We start from the raw sequence: 16,360 nt of genomic DNA on the forward strand, positions 1-16,360 counted from the left end.
CCCCTTGATCTGAATAGCTTCTCCCAGATATTCCTCTCATCGCCTCACGGCACGTTCCCGCTGATCCCAGGCATCGCCCGACAGCGGACCACAGGGGCGCCAGCGTTTTATCTCGCATCCGTGAGACCGCGCATTCGCGCACTCGTCGATACGAACGAGGAGGAAGAGTTCATGGGAACAAGCACGTGGAACGAGCCCGGCTATTCGAAAGGCGGCATCTGGGTATGCCTCGCCCTGTTTCTTCCCTTCAGCGGGGCGGCTCTGGCTCAGGACCGTGCTTCGCCCCCACCTCTGCGGATCGAGCTCAACAGGATCGAGGCTGCGGGCGAGAACTGCAGAACCTACTTTCTCATCGACAACCAGAAGGGCGATGACTGGCGTTCACTGAAGCTCGATCTTTTCGCGCTCGACACCGACGGCGTTGCAGCCAAGAGGCTGGCCGTCGACATCGGTCCGGTGCCTGGCCGCAAGACTCTCATCAAGCTCTTCGACTTTCCAGGCTTGAGCTGCTCCCGGTTCGGACGCGTTCTCCTCAACGATGTCCTGGCCTGCGAAGGTGCGGCGAACTCGCGGGAGGAATGCCTGTCCGGTATCGAGACAGCCTCCAGAATCGAAGCCGTTTCCTTCGTGAAGTGAGATCTTGATCATGAATGACATCGCCCCCGCGACCGTGCACGATCTGTCTTTTCTCGGCCTGTTCCTGCAGGCGGATCCCATCGTCAAAGGCGTGATGATCCTGCTCGTTCTGGCCTCCATCGGCTGCTGGACGATCATCATCGAGAAGGTCCTGCGCTCCAGGAACGTCCGCCGCCAGGCGCGCGCCTTCGAGACGGCAGCCCGCAAGGGTGAAAAGCTCCAGCCAGAGGCTTCGAGCCTTCTGGGGCGGATCGTCGCCGCGGGGCACGAGGCATGGCGAGACCAGGACCCGTCCGAGAGCCGTGCCGAACGGCGCGAGCGCATCGAGCGTGCCATGCGGGCGGCGCTCTCCATCGACATGCGCCAGCTCCAGAGCGGGCTGCCGTTCCTCGCTACCATCGGATCGGCCGCGCCGTTCATCGGGCTGTTCGGCACGGTCTGGGGCATCATGAACTCGTTCTCGGCGATTGCTGCGAGCCAGGACACCAGCCTGTCAGTGGTGGCGCCAGGTATTGCGGAGGCCCTGTTCGCAACGGCTATCGGCCTTGTGGCGGCCATTCCAGCGGTGATTGCCTACAACAAGCTCACCACCGATCTGGGGCGCCTGCAGCAATCCTTCTCTGCCGGCATCACGATGCTCGGCGACCGGCTGGCGCGCGACCGCAAGCTCCAACTGCGGACAGAGGCGGCCAAGTAATGGGTATGGGGCCGGTCCGGTCGCAGGACGCCGACGACGAGTTCGGCGCTGCGCCTCTCTCAGAGATCAACGTCACGCCGCTCGTGGACGTGATGCTGGTGCTGCTCATCATCTTCATGGTGGCCGCGCCGCTCATGACCGTCGGCGTTCCCGTGCAGCTGCCGAAGACCGCGGCACCGAAAGTCGCCCAGCCGAAGCAGCCCATCGTCATCAGCATCGACGAGCAGGGCCAGCCCTTCCTCGATAAGGAGCCTCTGGCACCCGACGCCATCATGCCGCGACTGCGGCAGCTGGCGAGCGAGGATCCGGACCAGGTCGTGCTGGTCCGTGGCGACAAGGCCGTGCAGTACGGCCGCATCGTCGAGATCATGGGCAAGGTCAATGCCGCAGGCTTCAGCAAGGTGTCCCTGATCGCGCAGGCACCGAGCGCACCGGCAGCGCAGTAGAGCCTGCAGCAGGTCCGATGTCCGTTCAGAGCATCACATCGCCACACGAGCCGAGCCGGATCGGGATTGCCTTTGCGGCGGCGCTCCTTCTGCACGGAACGGCGTTGGCGGCGCTCACGCTCTGGCCCTCGAAAGAGAGCGTTGCGCCGCCCGGCGAGCAGGAAATCACCATCGATCTGGCTCCTGCGCTGGAAGAAGCCGTGAGTGTTGCGCCGGCAGAGGTGGCGGCCGTTGAATCTCTCCCCGTCGAAGCGGAGCCTCTTCCGGTGGAGCCGGAGACGGTGGAAGCGCTGCCGCCCGAGGACGCCGTGGAAGACCAGCCGGAGGAAGTCACCAACCTGGAGGAGCCGGTGACGGAAGCGGAGCCGGTCGAGGCAGTGCAGGCGGAACCGGCCGCTCCCGAGGTGCAAGCCGTCGTCGCCGTCCCGCCGCCGGAGACCGTGGTTGCCAGACCCGTTGAAGAGAAAGCGGCGCCCAAGCCCGAAAAGAAGCCGCCGCCGAAGCCAGCCGAACGCAAGCCTGCGCCACGCAGGACTGTAGCCGAGCGGCCGACGCCTCCTTCGAATGCGACCCGCGGCCAAGCCTCCTCGTCGCGGGAGGACATGGGCGGCTCTGCGGCCTCAGCGGACCCGGCCGCGCGCAACCGCTATTTGGCCAGCCTCGCCGCGGCCCTGCAGAGACGCCTGCGCTATCCTGATGCCGCGCGCGCTCAGGGCATCAGCGGCGTTGCTCAAATACGCTTCACCGTGGATCGCTCCGGCCGTGTCGTCGGCGCATCGCTGGTGCGCAGCGCCGGTCATCCCGCGCTCGATCAGGCAGCGCTCGCAACGGCAGCCCCTGGATCTTCGGTGCCGCCTGTTCCCGACTTCATCCCGCAGCTGACCTACACGATACCGCTGCGCTTCAATCTTCGCTGAGTTCAGGCCTGAGCCTCACTCAGTGAACTTGACGGTCGCGGGATCGGGACTACCCTGTCGTCCAACAATGCCAGCATTTGCCCGAGCGCCTCTCCGGCGCCGAGGGTCATGTGCGCTGGTTGACGCGACAGGGAGAAAAGCCATGGCCGAGAAGGCGTTCGCCTCGACGGGGGACATGTCCGAGAAGACGGTTTCGTTCAAGGAGATCGGACCCGATCTCTACGCCTACACCGCTCAAGGAGATCCCAATTCCGGCATCATCATCGGCGACGACGGCTGCATGGTCATCGACGCGCAGGCGACACCGATGATGGCCGAGGACGTGATCGCCCGCGTGCGGTCGGTGACCGACAAGCCGATCAAGTATGTGGTCCTGTCCCACTACCACGCCGTGCGCGTGCTCGGCGCCTCCGCCTACAACGCTCAAGGGATCATCGCCTCGAACGCCACCTATGACCTGATCGTCGAGCGCGGCGAGCAGGACAAGGCGTCCGAGATCGGCCGCTTCCCGCGCCTGTTCAGGGGCGAGAGCAGCATCCCGCCCGGTCTCACCTGGCCAACGCTGACCTTCGAGAGCGGGATGTCGGTGTTTCTCGGCAAGCGGGAGGTGAAGCTGTTCCATCTTGGTGCCGGCCACACCGCGGGCGACATCGTCGCCTGGGTGCCGGACGCCGAGGTGATGTTCACCGGCGATCTCGTGGAATATCACTCGGCCTGCTATTGCGGCGATGCGTACCTGCGCGAATGGCCGCTGACGCTCGATGCCATTCTGGACTTCCAGCCGCAGGCCATCGCGCCCGGCCGCGGCGACGCGCTCCAGGGCAGCCGGCAGGTGCGCGAGGCAGCGGCCATGACCCGCGACTTCGTCACCAGCCTTTATGGAACGGCCGAACTGTCGGTGGCGCGCGGGCGTTCGCTGAAGGAGACCTTTGCGGCGACACGCGAGGCGATGGACCCGAAATTCGGGGACTTCGCCATTTATGAGCACTGCCTCCCGTTCAACGTCTCGCGCGCCTTCGACGAGGCATCCGGCATCGATCATCCGGTGATCTGGACGGCCGAGCGCGACCGCGAGATGTGGGCGTCCCTTCAGGGCTGACCGCAGGACGCGCGGAGAATTGGGAGGCGTGATGAACACTCGCAAAGCCCTCTATCAGTACGGCTATCGCCGCTGCGCCGATCAGGGCCGCTCCTCGCCGGCCCGGCATCCCGTCGCGGTCGTTGGTGCGGGGCCTGTGGGATTGTGCACTGCCATCGATCTCGCACAGCGCGGCGTTCCCGTGGTGCTCCTCGACGATGCGGACCGGATCGGCGAGGGCTCGCGCGGCATCTGCTATGCCAAGCGCACGCTCGAAATCCTCGACCGCCTCGGCGTTGCCGATCCATGCCTTGAGAAGGGTGTCACCTGGAGGATCGGCAAGGTCTTTCAGAACGACGATCTGCTCTATGCCTTCGATCTTCTGCCCGAGGACGGGCACAAGATGCCGGCCTTCATCAATCTCCAGCAATACTACCTGGAGCACGCCCTCGTGGAGCGTGCCGCCGCGCTCCCGAACCTCGAGATCCGCTGGCGCAACAAGGTGATAGACCTGAAGCGCCGCAACGACGGCGCTACGCTCACGGTCGAGACGCCCGAGGGCCCCTACGATCTCGACGCCGAGTGGGTTGTGGCCGCCGACGGCGCGCGCTCGGCCTTGCGCGGCATGCTCGGGCTCGCCTTTCAGGGCGAGGTTTTCGAGGACCGGTTTCTCATCGCCGACGTGAAAATGAAGGGCGAGTTCCCGCCCGAGCGCTGGTTCTGGTTCGATCCGCCCTTCCACGACGGCCACTCCGCCCTTCTGCACAAGCAGCCGGACGACGTGTGGCGCATCGACCTGCAGCTCGGGCCCGATGCAGACGCGAAAGCCGAGCAGACGCCCGAGCGTGTGGTGCCGCGGCTTAGGCAGATGCTGGGGCACGACGACTTTTCGCTCGAATGGGTTTCCGTCTACACGTTCCAGTGCCGCCGCCTGGAGCGGTTCGTGCATGGCCGCGTGGTCTTTGCCGGAGACTCGGCCCATCAGGTGTCGCCGTTCGGAGCGCGGGGCGCCAATTCCGGCATTCAGGATGCCGAGAACCTGGCGTGGAAGCTCGCCCTCATCCTCAAGGGCGAGGCGCCGGAGAGCCTGATCGAATCCTATGATCTCGAGCGCTCCGCTGCCGCGGATGAAAACATCGGCCACTCGACCCGCTCGACGGATTTCATCGCACCGCGCTCGGCGCAGGAGCTGCGCTTTCGCGATGCGACACTGTCCCTCGCGCGCCATGCGCCCTTCGCCAAGCGCATGGTGAATTCGGGGAGGCTGTCGATGCCGTCGACCTATGAGACGCCCTTGTCGACACCGGACAGGGAGACATGGTCCGGGTCCGCCCGCCTCGGCGCCCCTGTTCCCGATGCGCCCATGCGCGACCGCAGCGGCCGGTCTGTCTGGCTGCTGGAGGCGCTCGGCGGCGAGGAAACCATCCTGCATGTGCCGAATGGATCGCAGCCGCCGGCGGGCTCCCGCGTTCTTATCCTCGGTGAAGACCTGATCGACGAGCACGGCTTTTTCACGCAGCGTTTCGACACGAGCCCGGGAAGCACGTATCTGGTGCGCCCCGATCAGCATCTTGCCGCGCGCTGGCGCCATGCGACGCCGCCTCTGATCGAAAGCGCCTCGCGCCGGCTCCGGGGCATCGAGGGAGATCACGCATGAGCACGCTCGTCGTGGAAAGTCGTTTTGCCGACCCGGACCGCGCCTACCGTGCGCTGATCGAGGCGCATCGCGGGCTGTCGGACGAGGACAGCGCCACCCTCAACAGCCGCCTCGTCCTGATCCTGGCCAACCATATCGGCGACCATGCCGTGCTGCAGGACGCCATCGCCCTCGCGAAGCAGAGCATGGCAGCAACGGACGCTGCAACGGAATGAGGCGGCAGGCGGGTCAATCGAGCCCGAGATAAGCTGCCTTCACCTGCGGGTCGGCAAGAAGAGCGGAGCCTGCTCCGCTATAGGCGACTTTTCCGGTCTCGAGCACGTAACCGCGGTCGGCAATCGCCAAAGCCGCACTGGCGTTCTGCTCCACGAGAAGGACGGTGATCCCATCCTTTCTCAGGGACACGATGGCATCGAGAATCTGATCGACGAGGAGCGGCGACAATCCGAGCGACGGCTCGTCCAGCAGCAGGAGCTTGGGACGCCCCATCAGGGCCCGGCCGATGGCCAGCATCTGCTGCTGACCGCCCGACAATCCGCCGGCCAGGAGGTGACGCTTCTCGGCCAGGATCGGGAACATGGCGAAGACGCGGTCGCGGTCCTGGTCGATCTCCTTGTCGCGGCGCCTGAAGGCGCCGAGCCGCAGGTTGTCCTCGACCGTGAGCGGCCCGAACACCTGTCGGCCTTCGGGCGATTGCGTGATGCCCAGTTCGACCCGCTGGTGAGACGCCATGCGGCCGATGGATTTCCCCTTGAAGCGGATGTCGCCGCCGGTGATCGGCTGCACGCCGGACAGCGCGCGCAGCAGCGTGGTCTTCCCTGCTCCGTTTGCACCGACAAGCGCCACGACTTCGCCGGTGCGAACCTCGAGGCTCACGCCCTTGAGAACCTCGATCCGGCCATAGGCGCTGCGCAGGTTGTCTACCTCAAGCACGGGCAGCCTCCCGGGCGCCGTGCTGTCCCAGATAAGCCTCAAGGACCTTCGGGTCATCGCGCACCTCCCGCGGCGTTCCCTCGGCCAGGGGCCGGCCCCGGTCGAGAACGAGGATCCTGTCGGAGATCTTCATCACGAGCTTCATGTCATGCTCGACCAGAACGACGGCGACACCCCTGTCGGCAACCTGCCGGATCAGGTGATCGATCTCCTCGGTCTCGACCGCGTTGCAGCCGGCAGCCGGTTCGTCGAGAAGCAGCACGCGCGGCTCGGCAGCAAGGGCCCGGGCGATCTCGAGGCGCTTGCAGGCGCCATAGGGGAGCGAGCCTGCGGGCACGTCCGCAACGTCCTTCAGGCCGACCTCGGCGAGAAGATCGAGCGCCGCGGCTCGCGTCTCCCGGTTCTGGCGCGTGACGGACGGCGTTCTGAACAGCGCCGGCAGCAGGTTGCACTTCTCCCGCAGGTGCCGTCCGACCATCACGTTCTCGCAGGCGGTCATGCGCTGGAAGATCTGCAGGTTCTGGAAGGTGCGAGACAACCCGCGCGCCGCCAGCTTGTGCGGTGCAAGGCCGGTCACGTCCTCATCGGCCAGGTGGATCGTGCCGCGGCTTGCGACATAGATGCCGGACACGATGTTGAAGAGCGTGGTCTTGCCGGCCCCGTTCGGCCCGATGATCGAGAGGATCTGGCCGGAGCCAACGGAGAAGCTCACGCCGTCGACGGCCTTCACGCCGCCGAAGGAGATGCCGAGATCCGTTCCCTTGAGGATGGTCATGAACGTGCCCTCCGGAGGAGCAGGGCCGAGAGGCTCGGCACGATCCCGTTGCGCATGAAGATCATCGACACGATGATGATGAGGCCGAGCAGGAGGTGCTCGTACTCGTGGAAGACCGTCAGCGCCTGGGGCAGCGTGATCAGAACGGCGGCGCCGACGATGCTGCCGACGACGGATCCGAGCCCGCCGAGAACCACGATGGTGACGAGTTCCACGGAGTGCAGGAAGCCCGCCTGGTCCGGGTTGATGAAGCCGTTCATGAAGGCGAGCGCCGAGCCGGCCAGTGAGGCATAGACGGCGGCGATGACGAAAGCCTGCAGCTTGAAGCGGGCGACATCGACGCCCACCACCTGCGCGGCCACTTCGCTGTCATGCAGCGCGCGGAACGCCCGTCCGGTGGGGGTCTCGTCGAGGTTGAGGGCAATCCAGGTTCCGATGAGCAGGAGCGCGCCCGTGACCCAATACCATGTGTAAGATCCGCTGACGCGCCATCCGAACAGGGTCAGCCGCTCCACCGGCATGCCGTCCGGCCCGCCGGTCCAGCCGCTTTCCGTCGAGATCACGAGCGCGACGAGAACGCCGAGGCCGAGAGTCGCGATGGCGAGATAGTGCCCTTTCAGCCGCAGGATCGGACGCCCGACCAGATAGGCGAGCACTGCGGAGAGCACGGCTCCGATGAGAAGCGCCGCCCAGGATGGGATGCCGAGATGCGTCGGACCGATGGCGACGGCATAGGCACCGATGCCGAAGAACGCCGCGTGGCCGAGGCTGACCTGGCCGGCCTGTCCCATGAGGATGTTGAGGCCGATGGCCGCCAGCGCCGCCACCCACACGAGCGATGCGACGCGGAAATAGTAGCTGGAGGGGAAAAGCAGCGGGAGGACGGCGATGACGGCTGCCAGAACGACGAGGGTCAGGAAGCGCTGGTTGAGGAGAGCACCCATTCTCATACCCTCTCGACGACCCGGCGTCCGAACAGGCCCTGAGGAGCCGCAAACAGGACAAAGAGAATGACGAGAAACGCGAAGGCGTCCTTGTAGGTGGAACTCAGGTAGCCGGCGCCGAACGCCTCCAGCAGGCCGAGCAGAAGTCCGCCGACCACAGCGCCGAGCGGATTGCCCATGCCGCCCAGCATGGCGGCGGCAAAGCCCTTCAGGGCCAGCAACGTGCCGACATCGTAGTTCGTCAGGGTGATCGGCGTCACGAGAATGCCCGCGACCGCTCCGATGGCGGCGGAGCCGCCGAAAGCGAGCGCCATGATCGTGGTGGTGTTGATGCCGACGAGACGCGCCGCGAGCCGGTTTGCCGCCGTCGCCAGAACGGCCTTGCCGAGGATTGTGTGCTCGAGAAAGGCGTAAAGCGCGACCACGACGACGGCGGTTCCGCCAAGAACCCAGAAGCTCTGCGGCTGGACGGCAGCGCCGAGAATGTCGATCGGCGTCTCGCCCGTGAAGGCGGGAAGCTTGTGAAACTGCTTGTCGAAGACGATCGCCGCGAGACCGCGGAGCAGGATCGACGCCCCGATGGTGATGATGATGAGGGTCACGGCCGATGCCCCACGGGCAGGCTCGATGGCGAGCCGGTGCAGGAGAAGCCCGATGATCACGGCAGCAACAATGGCGATGAGAGCCGCCAGCGGCAATGGCGCGCCGGCGGCCGATGCGAACACCGTCACCATGCCGCCGAGCATGACGAACTCACCCTGGGCGAAGTTCACGACGCCGGATGCGTTGTAGATCAGCGTGAAGCCCAGAGCGACCAGCGCATAGACGGCGCCCACCGTCAGCCCGGAGATGAGAAACTGGAGGAACTCGGCCATGATGCAGTCCTGCGGTGCTCAGATTGGCGAACGGGAGGCGGATGGTCCGCCTCCCGTTTGGTCCATATTGCCGAGGATCAGCTGCCCGATGCCACCAGGTTCCAGTCGCCACCCTTGATCTCGAGCATGCGGAAGGCCGAGAGGTCGAGACCGAGGTGGTCCGTGGGCGACATGTTCACGATGCCCCCGGTGCCGACGAAGCCCTTGGTCTTCTCGATTTCGTCGCGGATCTTCTGCGGGTCCGTGGAGTTGGCGCGCTTCATGGCCTCGACGAGAATGAAGAGGCCGTCATAGGCGTGGCCACCGAATGTCGAGACGGGCTGCTTCGTAGCGCTCTCGTAGGTCTGCTTGTACTCGGTCACCACCTTCTTCTGCGGATCGCTCTCCGGGAGCTTGTCGCCCACGAGCAGTGCAGCCGCCGGCAGGCGGACGCCCTCAGCGGCAGCCCCGGCAAGATCGATGAAGCTCTTCGAGGCGACGCCGTGGCTCTGATAGAACGGGATGTCGCCCATGCCGAGCTGCGCATAGTTGCGGGTCACGATGGCAGGGCCCTGGCCGAAACCCGGATTGACCACCGCCTGCAGGCCGGCCGTGTTCTTGATCTTCGTGAGCTGAGCGGTCATGTCGCTGTCGCGCGGGCCGTAGTTCTCGTCGGCGACGATCTCCATGCCGTAGTTCGGCGCGACCTTCACGCACTGCGCCCGCATGGAGGCACCGAACCCGTCCGTGCCGGAGATCAGGCCGATCTTGGTGAGGTTGCGCTTCTTCAGATCCTCGAAGATCTTCTCGCAGGCCATCTTGTCGGTGTGCGGGGTCTTGAAGACGAACTTGCGCACCGGGTCGATCACCTCGATAGCACCTGCCAGCGAAATGAAGGGGATCTTGGCGTCCTCGAACACCGGGATCATGGCCATGGTGGTGCCGGTCGTCGATCCGCCGACCATGGCGACCACCTCGTCATCCTCCACGAGGCGCGTCGCGAAGGTGCGCGCCTTGTTGGCATCGCCGCCATCGTCATAGATCACGAGTTCGATCTTCTTGCCGTTGATGCCGCCGGCCGCATTGATCTTGTCGACATACATCCTGAGCGTCTTGTCCTCAGGCTCGCCAAGAAACGAGGCCGGTCCGGTGGCTGAGAGAACCGAGCCGATCTTGATGGTGTCCTGCGCGAGAGCGCCCTGTGACATGCCGAGCACCATGGCGCCGGCGACCAACGAGGCTGTGAGCTTTGCTTTCATTACCATGTGTTTCCTCCTGGTTTGTTGTCGGTGTCTTTTCTTATTGTTGCGCAAAACATGAGACTGCCACGAGCCTGCGGATCATTGCGGAATGGAAGCGCGTCGTTTGGGGTGGCGGCAGCATGATGCCTCGCGAGCAAACATCAGCATCCATGCTGAAAAGCGTAGCGAACGCATCCCGCCCGTCGTCCAAACATGCCATCCCGTTCTGCTCCCTTGAGGGCCGAGTGTTGGCTCATTGACGCTGTTTCTCCAATCAATATAATTGACCGGACGGTTGGTCAATACTAAACAAGATGCAGAAAGCCCGCTTGCCGTCAGCGAAGCTTCAGGAGGGCCATGGTGGAGACTGATCTCATCATCACGGAGCGCCGCGAAGGGTATCGCGTCATCACCCTCAACCGGCCCGACCGCCTGAACTCCTTCAACGAGGCCATGCATGCGCAGCTGATGTCCGCGCTGCTGGAAGCAGAGGCTGACGACACTTGCAGGGCGCTCGTTCTGACGGGTGCCGGACGCGGATTCTGCGCCGGGCAGGATCTCTCGGATCGAGTCTTCAGCCCCGGGCAGGCGCCGGATCTCTCCTCCACCCTCGAGCGTCTCTACAATCCTCTCGTATGCAAGCTGCGTGCCTTGCAGATGCCGGTGATCTGCGCCGTCAACGGTGTGGCGGCCGGTGCCGGAGCCAACATCGCGCTCGCCTGCGACATCGTCCTGGCATCGCGCTCGGCAAAGTTCATCCAAGCCTTCGCGAAGCTCGGCCTCGTTCCCGATTCTGGAGGAACCTGGTTCCTGCCGCGCCTCGTCGGGCCGGCGCGCGCCCGTGCCGTCGCGCTGCTGGCGGAACCCGTCCCGGCCGAGCAGGCGGAAGCCTGGGGCATGATCTGGAAGGCTGTCGACGATGCGAGCCTGATGGACGAGGCCCATCGTCTTGCCGCTCACTTCGCCGTGCAGCCCACGGCCGGGCTCGCGCTCATCAAGCAGGCGCTCGACGCCTCCGAAACGAACGATCTCGACCAACAGCTCGATCTCGAACGCGACCTGCAAGGCAAAGCCGGCCGCACTCCTGACTACATGGAGGGCGTCACGGCCTTCTTCGAGAAGCGGCCGCCGAAATTCACCGGGAGAGCCTGATGGACGCAAAGGCCTCGCACCGTGAAGGCAGCCCGCACGAGATCGCCGAGGCCTGCGCCCAGGCCATGTGGGCCGACGACCGGGCCAGCCAGGGCCTCGGCATGGTGGTGGAACGCGTCTCTCCCGGCGAGGCGGTTCTGTCCATGACGGTCCGCCCGGAGATGACGAACGGCCACGGCATCTGCCATGGCGGCTTCATCTTCACGCTGGCCGACTCGGCCTTTGCTTTTGCCTGCAACACCTACGACCAGCGCACGGTGGCCCAGCATTGCGCCGTGACGTTCCTGCAGCCCGGGCGCAGAGGCGACACGCTCACGGCTCACGCGGTCGAGCGCAACCGGTCGGGACGTTCCGGCATCTACGACGTCACCGTTCGCGACGGCCAGGGCAACGCCGTCGCCGAGTTCCGCGGGCACTCGCGCACCATTGCCGGCACGCTGCTCGCATCCGCTCCGCAAGGCAGCGCCGAACAAGAATGACAAGATGGGAGGTCCCCTTGCTTCAGATCCCGCTTCGCAAGTTGTCCGAACTCAAGCCCCAGCCGGCGCAACTCGATCGCTTCGAACTCGCCTCCCGGGATGAGCTTGCCGCCCTGCAGCGGGAGCGTCTCGCCTGGTCCCTGCGCCACGCTTACGAGAACGTGCCGCACTACCGGGCAAAGTTCGACGCGGCAGGCGTGCACCCGGACGACTTCAAGGATCTGAGCGACCTTGCCCGGTTTCCCTTCACCACCAAGGCGGACCTGCGGGACAACTATCCCTTCGGCATGTTCGCCGTTCCGCAGGATCAGATCGCCCGCGTGCACGGATCGTCCGGCACAACGGGAAAGCCCACGGTCGTCGGCTATACCAAGCGCGATATCGACACCTGGTCCGACGTGGTGGCCCGCTCGATCCGCGCCAGCGGCGCGCGTCCCGGCATGAAGGTGCATGTGGCCTATGGCTACGGCCTCTTCACCGGCGGCCTGGGCGCGCATTACGGCGCCGAGCGCCTCGGCTGCATGGTGATCCCGATGTCGGGCGGCATGACTGAGAGACAGGTTCAGCTCATCACGGACTTCCAGCCGGACGTGATCATGGTGACGCCGTCCTACATGCTGGCAATCCTCGACGAGTTCCGCAAGCAGGGGCTCGACCCGCGCCAATCCTCGCTGAAGATCGGCATCTTCGGAGCCGAGCCCTGGACGAATGCCATGCGGGCCGAGATCGAGGAGGCCTTCGACATCCATGCGGTGGACATCTACGGCCTCTCCGAGGTCATGGGACCGGGCGTCGCCTGCGAGTGCATCGAGACCAAGGACGGCCTGCACATCTGGGAGGACCATTTCTATCCCGAGGTGATCGACCCGCACACCGGCGAGGTCCTGCCGGACGGACAGGAGGGCGAGCTCGTCTTCACCTCGCTCACCAAGGAGGCGATGCCGGTCATCCGCTACCGCACCCGCGATCTCACGCGCCTCATGCCCGGAACCGCCCGCACCATGCGCCGCATGGAGAAGGTCACGGGCCGCACGGACGACATGATGATCATCCGGGGCGTGAACGTGTTCCCGAGCCAGATCGAGGAAAAACTCCTGGCCATCCCGTCGCTCTCCGGCCATTACCAGATCGTCCTGACCCGCGAGGGGCGGATGGACCAGATGGAGATCAAGGCCGAGATCAAGCCCGAGGCCGATTATCCGGAAACCCGGAAGGCCGCAGCCGAGCGCTTGAGTCAGGCGATCAAGGAGACTATTGGCATCACCGCTCAGGTCAATGTCCTCGACCCGGAAGGCATTGAGCGCTCGCTCGGCAAGGCGAGACGCGTGATCGACCGCAGACCGAAAGAATAGCAAGCCCCATGGCCCGGACCCGCGCCACAGATTACGACGACAAGCGCCGCGCGATTCTCGACCGCTCGGCCGAGCTGTTTGCCGAGCATGGCTACGACCGTGCCTCGATGAGCAGGATCGCAGAAGCCTGCGGCGTCTCCAAGGCCAACCTCTACCATTACTACAAGGACAAGGAGGAGCTGCTCTTCGACGTGATCCGCTTCCACCTAGAAGAGTTGCTCGAAGTCGTCGAAGCGGCCGACCAGCCGGACCTGTCCCCAAGCGAGCGGCTCAGGTCCCTCGTGGCCGGCCTGCTGGAGGCCTACCGGGACGCGGACGCCCAGCACAATGTGCAGATCAACGGGATGCGCCTGCTTCCCTTGGACCGGCAGGCCGAGCTCAAGGCCATCGAGCGCGACCTGGTGCGCGTCTTCTCCGACGCGGTGGCGGGCGTGGCGCCTCAGCTGAAGGGGACCAAGCTGCTCAAGCCGGTGACCATGTCGTTGTTCGGCATGATCAACTGGCATTATCTCTGGTTCAAGAGCACGGGCGAGGTCACGCGCGCGGATTATGCGGAACTCGTCTCGCAGCTGATCGTGGACGGCACCCGCAATCTCCGTGCGGAGCCCTCTGCCCCATCCAGGCGCGCCACGGCCGCGGAATAGCTTCACCAAAGGGCTCCCTCTCCCGTGTGGGAGAGGGTTGGGGTGAGGGAAGGCCGGTGCCGGATGTGGCGCTACGAGGACTGTGCCGCAGCCGCGATGGCATTGCCGGGCTGGTTGACCGTCATACCCTCACCCCTGCCCCTCTCCCACACGGGAGAGGGGAAAGTCGGGCACGCCGAGGCCGAACCGGGCCAGGATCGGGTGGACGACGCCCTGCCACTGGGCGAGAAGCTCCTCCCTGCCCTTCCGGCGCAGCCCGTATTTCCGGTGCTGGGAAAAATGATCCGACGCGCTGCGCCCGAACGTATCGGCCACTCGCGGATACCAGTAGTTCACGGAGGCCTGTGCATCCGTCCTGTCATGGCCCGTGTCGAGGGCCACGCGCAATCCCTCCTGCCCTAGCTCCGCGTGGCGCCTTTCGACGGGAAGAATGTCAGCCAGGGTATCGGCCAGAGGCTGGTAGGAGCCGCGGGAGAGTTCATCGAGTTGCACCACGGTGGCCTGCCCCATCAGGCAGTTCATCACCACCGCGTCGACCCAGCCGTTGATCGGGTAATGGAAGACGTTGAGGCGCATGTCCCCGTCCATGCGTCTCGTACCGAGGTTGATGCTGCGGTCGAGACGCGAAGCCCAGGGATGAGCCCCAACATACTGACCCGTGTTGGCACCGAACTGCTCCATCAATTCCAGAACCTGCCGGGCATGATCGAACTTCTGCAGCACGATATGCGTGGCCGTGATGCGCTCCTTCAGGCCGGGAGCCAGATTGATGCAATCGGCAAAGCCCGAGGCGCCCGCCATCTCGGAATCGACGAAGATCGCCATCAGGCGCATGAGTTCGCCGCGGTAGCGGGGCGTGACGTTGTCCGGTGCGCTTAAGCGTCCGCCGTCGGCGACAAAGCTGACGAGGCCTTCTTCATCGACCATGGGAGCAGCTCCCCTATCATTTGTCGAAATCAACCAGGATCTTGTCGCTCACCGGATAGCTCTGGCAGGTGAGGATATAGCCGCGGGCGATCTCGTAATCTTCGAGCGCAAAATTCGCATCCATGTCCACCTCGCCCTCGATCAGCATCGCCCGGCAGGTGGAGCATACGCCGCCCTTGCAGGCATAGGGAAGCTCCAGGCCCTCGCTCGTCGCGGCGTCGAGCACGGATGCGGTGCCCTTCTCGAAAGAGAGAGTCCGCGCGCGCCCGTCGATCACGATAGTGGCCTCGCACAGGTCCTTGTGGTTCTTTGCCTGCACCTCCTCGGGCCTGCGCTGGCGCGGGCCAGGGCTCGAGGTGGCGAACAGCTCGAACTTGATCTGGCGCTTGTCGAGGCCGTGCTCCTCGAGGCTCTTCGCCACGCCGAGCATCATGTCCTGAGGCCCGCAGATGAACGCGGTGTCGATGGAGGACGCATCGACCCAGTGGTCGAGAAGCTGGTCGCACTTCTCCTTGGTGAGGCGGCCGTTGAACAGATCGATGTCCTGCTGTTCGCGGCTGAGGATGTGGATCAGGCTGAAGCGTTCGAGATGCTCGTTCTTGAGATCCTCCAGCTCCTCGCGGAACATGATCGAGCTCGATGCCCGGTTGCCGTAGAACAGGGTGAAGGACGATTGCGGCTCGGCCACGAGGGTCGTCTTGACGATGCTGAGCAGCGGCGTGATCCCGCTGCCGGCGGCAAAGCCCACGAAGTGGCGTTTGCGCTCCTTGTCGAGCGGCACGAAGAAGTTGCCCATCGGGGGCATCGCCTCGATGGTCTGGCCGGGAGCGAGCTGCTCGGCGGCCCAGCTCGAGAACGTGCCACCTGCGATCTTTTTGATGCCGACCCGCAGCCTGCCTTCGGTGGGCGCCGCGCAGATGGAATAGGACCGGCGAACCTCGTCCCCGTCGATATGGGTGCGCAGGGTCAGGTACTGCCCCGGCGAGAAGCGGAACGCGTCCTTGTGCTCATCCGGCACGTCGAGGGTGAGGATGATGGCGTCGCGGGTCTCGCGCCTGACATCGGCGACGGTGACGGGATAGAACTTGGTCATGGCGCAGACGCTCGTTTCAGATGCATTTGAAGTAGTCGAAGGGTTCCAGGCAATCGCGGCACTGGTACTGCGCCTTGCACGGCGTGGAGCCGAACTCGCTGATGCGCGAGGTCTTCTCGGACTTGCAGCGCGGGCAGGCGATGACCAGAGGCTTGCGCAGGAAGCGGTCGAAGGGAGAAGGAGCGTCGCCCGCGCTTTCGGCCGGCGGTGCGATGCCATAGGCTTCGAGCTTCCGGCGTCCCTCGTGGCTGATCCAGTCGGTCGTCCACGGCGGCGAGAGCCTGCGCTCGACTCTCAACCGCTCGATCCCCTTCGCCCGCAGAGCGGCCTCGATGTCGAGGGCGATCACGCTGGTGGCGGGACAGCCCGAATAGGTCGGCGTGATGGAAACCACGAGTTCATCATCGTCCCAGCGCACGTCCCGCACGATGCCGAGATCCATGACGGAGACGGCCGGCACTTCCGGGTCGGGAACTTCCCCCAGCCAGGCCTTCACCTGGTCCAGGTGCGGTTGCGTCAGGCTGTCCGCCATGGG

General features: G+C 65.1%; 19 protein-coding genes. 11 read left to right on the top strand and 8 right to left on the bottom strand.

From position 1 onward, the window contains the following. The first annotated feature begins 171 nt into the window (after positions 1 to 171). From JAO75_RS00450 to JAO75_RS00480, 7 genes are all read left to right on the top strand, one after another. Positions 172 to 636, top strand: a complete 465-nt coding sequence (locus tag JAO75_RS00450; protein WP_199045695.1) for a Tat pathway signal protein — start codon at positions 172 to 174, stop codon at positions 634 to 636. Positions 637 to 646: 10 nt separating this feature from the next. Continuing rightward, positions 647 to 1,333, top strand: a complete 687-nt coding sequence (locus tag JAO75_RS00455) for a MotA/TolQ/ExbB proton channel family protein (protein ID WP_199045697.1) — start codon at positions 647 to 649, stop codon at positions 1,331 to 1,333. Then, on the top strand, positions 1,333 to 1,779 hold the full coding sequence (gene tolR, locus JAO75_RS00460; protein ID WP_199045700.1) for a protein TolR: 447 nt from the start codon (positions 1,333 to 1,335) through the stop codon (positions 1,777 to 1,779). Before JAO75_RS00455 ends, tolR begins: the two co-directional genes overlap by 1 nt. A 17-nt stretch (positions 1,780 to 1,796) precedes the next feature. Further along, positions 1,797 to 2,696, top strand: a complete 900-nt coding sequence (locus tag JAO75_RS00465; protein ID WP_199045702.1) for an energy transducer TonB — start codon at positions 1,797 to 1,799, stop codon at positions 2,694 to 2,696. A 142-nt stretch (positions 2,697 to 2,838) separates the two neighbouring features. Continuing rightward, positions 2,839 to 3,795 (top strand): MBL fold metallo-hydrolase, encoded by a 957-nt coding sequence (locus tag JAO75_RS00470; protein ID WP_199045705.1) that lies wholly within the window; start codon positions 2,839 to 2,841, stop codon positions 3,793 to 3,795. 31 nt (positions 3,796 to 3,826) lie between these two features. After that, entirely contained in the window at positions 3,827 to 5,431 is a 1,605-nt protein-coding gene (locus JAO75_RS00475; RefSeq protein WP_199045707.1) for an FAD-dependent oxidoreductase, read from the top strand. Continuing rightward, the gene (locus JAO75_RS00480; RefSeq protein ID WP_199045709.1) at positions 5,428 to 5,646 is read left to right on the top strand and encodes a DUF2783 domain-containing protein; all 219 of its coding nucleotides are present in this window, start codon (positions 5,428 to 5,430) and stop codon (positions 5,644 to 5,646) included. Before JAO75_RS00475 ends, JAO75_RS00480 begins: the two co-directional genes overlap by 4 nt. 13 nt (positions 5,647 to 5,659) lie before the next feature. Here the strand turns inward: JAO75_RS00480 and JAO75_RS00485 are convergent, their stop codons facing one another. From JAO75_RS00485 to JAO75_RS00505, 5 genes are all read right to left on the bottom strand, one after another. Continuing rightward, a complete protein-coding gene (locus tag JAO75_RS00485) occupies positions 5,660 to 6,364 on the bottom strand; it encodes an ATP-binding cassette domain-containing protein (protein WP_199045711.1) in 705 nt (234 codons plus the stop codon). Then, positions 6,357 to 7,139 carry an ABC transporter ATP-binding protein gene (locus JAO75_RS00490; RefSeq protein WP_199045713.1) on the bottom strand — a complete coding sequence of 261 codons (783 nt, stop codon included), beginning with the start codon at positions 7,137 to 7,139 and terminating at the stop codon, positions 6,357 to 6,359. The genes JAO75_RS00485 and JAO75_RS00490 overlap by 8 nt, the downstream gene beginning before the upstream one ends. Continuing rightward, on the bottom strand, positions 7,136 to 8,083 hold the full coding sequence (locus JAO75_RS00495; RefSeq protein ID WP_199045715.1) for a branched-chain amino acid ABC transporter permease: 948 nt from the start codon (positions 8,081 to 8,083) through the stop codon (positions 7,136 to 7,138). The genes JAO75_RS00490 and JAO75_RS00495 overlap by 4 nt, the downstream gene beginning before the upstream one ends. 2 nt (positions 8,084 to 8,085) lie before the next feature. Further along, entirely contained in the window at positions 8,086 to 8,958 is an 873-nt protein-coding gene (locus tag JAO75_RS00500; protein ID WP_199045717.1) for a branched-chain amino acid ABC transporter permease, read from the bottom strand. A 77-nt stretch (positions 8,959 to 9,035) separates the two neighbouring features. Next, a complete protein-coding gene (locus JAO75_RS00505) occupies positions 9,036 to 10,157 on the bottom strand; it encodes an ABC transporter substrate-binding protein (protein WP_246742320.1) in 1,122 nt (373 codons plus the stop codon). 378 nt (positions 10,158 to 10,535) lie between these two features. Between JAO75_RS00505 and paaG the strand changes: the two genes are divergently transcribed. From paaG to JAO75_RS00525, 4 genes are read left to right on the top strand one after another with little or no spacing between them, the layout of a single operon-like run. Continuing rightward, positions 10,536 to 11,330, top strand: coding sequence for a 2-(1,2-epoxy-1,2-dihydrophenyl)acetyl-CoA isomerase PaaG (paaG, locus tag JAO75_RS00510; RefSeq protein ID WP_210340126.1), 795 nt, complete (start codon positions 10,536 to 10,538; stop codon positions 11,328 to 11,330). Continuing rightward, positions 11,330 to 11,809, top strand: a complete 480-nt coding sequence (gene paaI / locus JAO75_RS00515; protein ID WP_199045721.1) for a hydroxyphenylacetyl-CoA thioesterase PaaI — start codon at positions 11,330 to 11,332, stop codon at positions 11,807 to 11,809. Before paaG ends, paaI begins: the two co-directional genes overlap by 1 nt. Further along, positions 11,806 to 13,161 (top strand): phenylacetate--CoA ligase PaaK, encoded by a 1,356-nt coding sequence (paaK, locus tag JAO75_RS00520; protein WP_425523133.1) that lies wholly within the window; start codon positions 11,806 to 11,808, stop codon positions 13,159 to 13,161. The genes paaI and paaK overlap by 4 nt, the downstream gene beginning before the upstream one ends. Before the next feature lie 8 nt (positions 13,162 to 13,169). Continuing rightward, complete coding sequence (locus tag JAO75_RS00525) at positions 13,170 to 13,805, top strand: TetR/AcrR family transcriptional regulator (protein ID WP_199045723.1); 636 nt, start codon at positions 13,170 to 13,172, stop codon at positions 13,803 to 13,805. Between the two features lie 129 nt (positions 13,806 to 13,934). Here JAO75_RS00525 and JAO75_RS00530 read toward each other — a convergent pair whose 3' ends face one another. Genes JAO75_RS00530 through paaD form a run of 3 tightly spaced genes read right to left on the bottom strand, consistent with a single transcriptional unit; the run spans position 13,935 to position 16,357 of the window. After that, the gene (locus tag JAO75_RS00530; protein ID WP_199045725.1) at positions 13,935 to 14,732 is read right to left on the bottom strand and encodes a Phenylacetic acid catabolic protein; all 798 of its coding nucleotides are present in this window, start codon (positions 14,730 to 14,732) and stop codon (positions 13,935 to 13,937) included. A 16-nt stretch (positions 14,733 to 14,748) separates the two neighbouring features. Next, positions 14,749 to 15,825, bottom strand: a complete 1,077-nt coding sequence (gene paaE, locus JAO75_RS00535) for a 1,2-phenylacetyl-CoA epoxidase subunit PaaE (protein WP_199045727.1) — start codon at positions 15,823 to 15,825, stop codon at positions 14,749 to 14,751. 16 nt (positions 15,826 to 15,841) lie between these two features. Continuing rightward, positions 15,842 to 16,357: a 1,2-phenylacetyl-CoA epoxidase subunit PaaD gene (gene paaD / locus JAO75_RS00540; RefSeq protein ID WP_199045729.1), complete on the bottom strand. Its 516-nt coding sequence runs from the start codon at positions 16,355 to 16,357 to the stop codon at positions 15,842 to 15,844. Positions 16,358 to 16,360: the final 3 nt, after the last annotated feature.

The sequence above is a fragment of the Microvirga splendida genome (assembly GCF_016427565.1).
Lineage (GTDB): Bacteria > Pseudomonadota > Alphaproteobacteria > Rhizobiales > Beijerinckiaceae > Microvirga > Microvirga splendida.

What these genes read in the sequence shown, in the direction of transcription:
- paaG (WP_210340126.1), top strand. Translation starts at nt 10,536, where the DNA reads ATGGTGGAGACTGATCTCATCATCACGGAGCGCCGCGAAGGGTATCGC.
- JAO75_RS00475 (WP_199045707.1), top strand. Translation starts at nt 3,827, where the DNA reads ATGAACACTCGCAAAGCCCTCTATCAGTACGGCTATCGCCGCTGCGCC.
- JAO75_RS00465 (WP_199045702.1), top strand. Translation starts at nt 1,797, where the DNA reads ATGTCCGTTCAGAGCATCACATCGCCACACGAGCCGAGCCGGATCGGG.
- JAO75_RS00530 (WP_199045725.1), bottom strand. Translation starts at nt 14,732, where the DNA reads ATGGTCGATGAAGAAGGCCTCGTCAGCTTTGTCGCCGACGGCGGACGC.
- JAO75_RS00525 (WP_199045723.1), top strand. Translation starts at nt 13,170, where the DNA reads ATGGCCCGGACCCGCGCCACAGATTACGACGACAAGCGCCGCGCGATT.
- JAO75_RS00470 (WP_199045705.1), top strand. Translation starts at nt 2,839, where the DNA reads ATGGCCGAGAAGGCGTTCGCCTCGACGGGGGACATGTCCGAGAAGACG.
- JAO75_RS00450 (WP_199045695.1), top strand. Translation starts at nt 172, where the DNA reads ATGGGAACAAGCACGTGGAACGAGCCCGGCTATTCGAAAGGCGGCATC.
- paaI (WP_199045721.1), top strand. Translation starts at nt 11,330, where the DNA reads ATGGACGCAAAGGCCTCGCACCGTGAAGGCAGCCCGCACGAGATCGCC.
- JAO75_RS00455 (WP_199045697.1), top strand. Translation starts at nt 647, where the DNA reads ATGAATGACATCGCCCCCGCGACCGTGCACGATCTGTCTTTTCTCGGC.
- JAO75_RS00490 (WP_199045713.1), bottom strand. Translation starts at nt 7,139, where the DNA reads ATGACCATCCTCAAGGGAACGGATCTCGGCATCTCCTTCGGCGGCGTG.
- tolR (WP_199045700.1), top strand. Translation starts at nt 1,333, where the DNA reads ATGGGTATGGGGCCGGTCCGGTCGCAGGACGCCGACGACGAGTTCGGC.
- JAO75_RS00480 (WP_199045709.1), top strand. Translation starts at nt 5,428, where the DNA reads ATGAGCACGCTCGTCGTGGAAAGTCGTTTTGCCGACCCGGACCGCGCC.
- JAO75_RS00495 (WP_199045715.1), bottom strand. Translation starts at nt 8,083, where the DNA reads ATGGGTGCTCTCCTCAACCAGCGCTTCCTGACCCTCGTCGTTCTGGCA.
- JAO75_RS00505 (WP_246742320.1), bottom strand. Translation starts at nt 10,157, where the DNA reads ATGGTGCTCGGCATGTCACAGGGCGCTCTCGCGCAGGACACCATCAAG.
- paaD (WP_199045729.1), bottom strand. Translation starts at nt 16,357, where the DNA reads ATGGCGGACAGCCTGACGCAACCGCACCTGGACCAGGTGAAGGCCTGG.
- paaE (WP_199045727.1), bottom strand. Translation starts at nt 15,825, where the DNA reads ATGACCAAGTTCTATCCCGTCACCGTCGCCGATGTCAGGCGCGAGACC.
- JAO75_RS00500 (WP_199045717.1), bottom strand. Translation starts at nt 8,958, where the DNA reads ATGGCCGAGTTCCTCCAGTTTCTCATCTCCGGGCTGACGGTGGGCGCC.
- paaK (WP_425523133.1), top strand. Translation starts at nt 11,806, where the DNA reads ATGACAAGATGGGAGGTCCCCTTGCTTCAGATCCCGCTTCGCAAGTTG.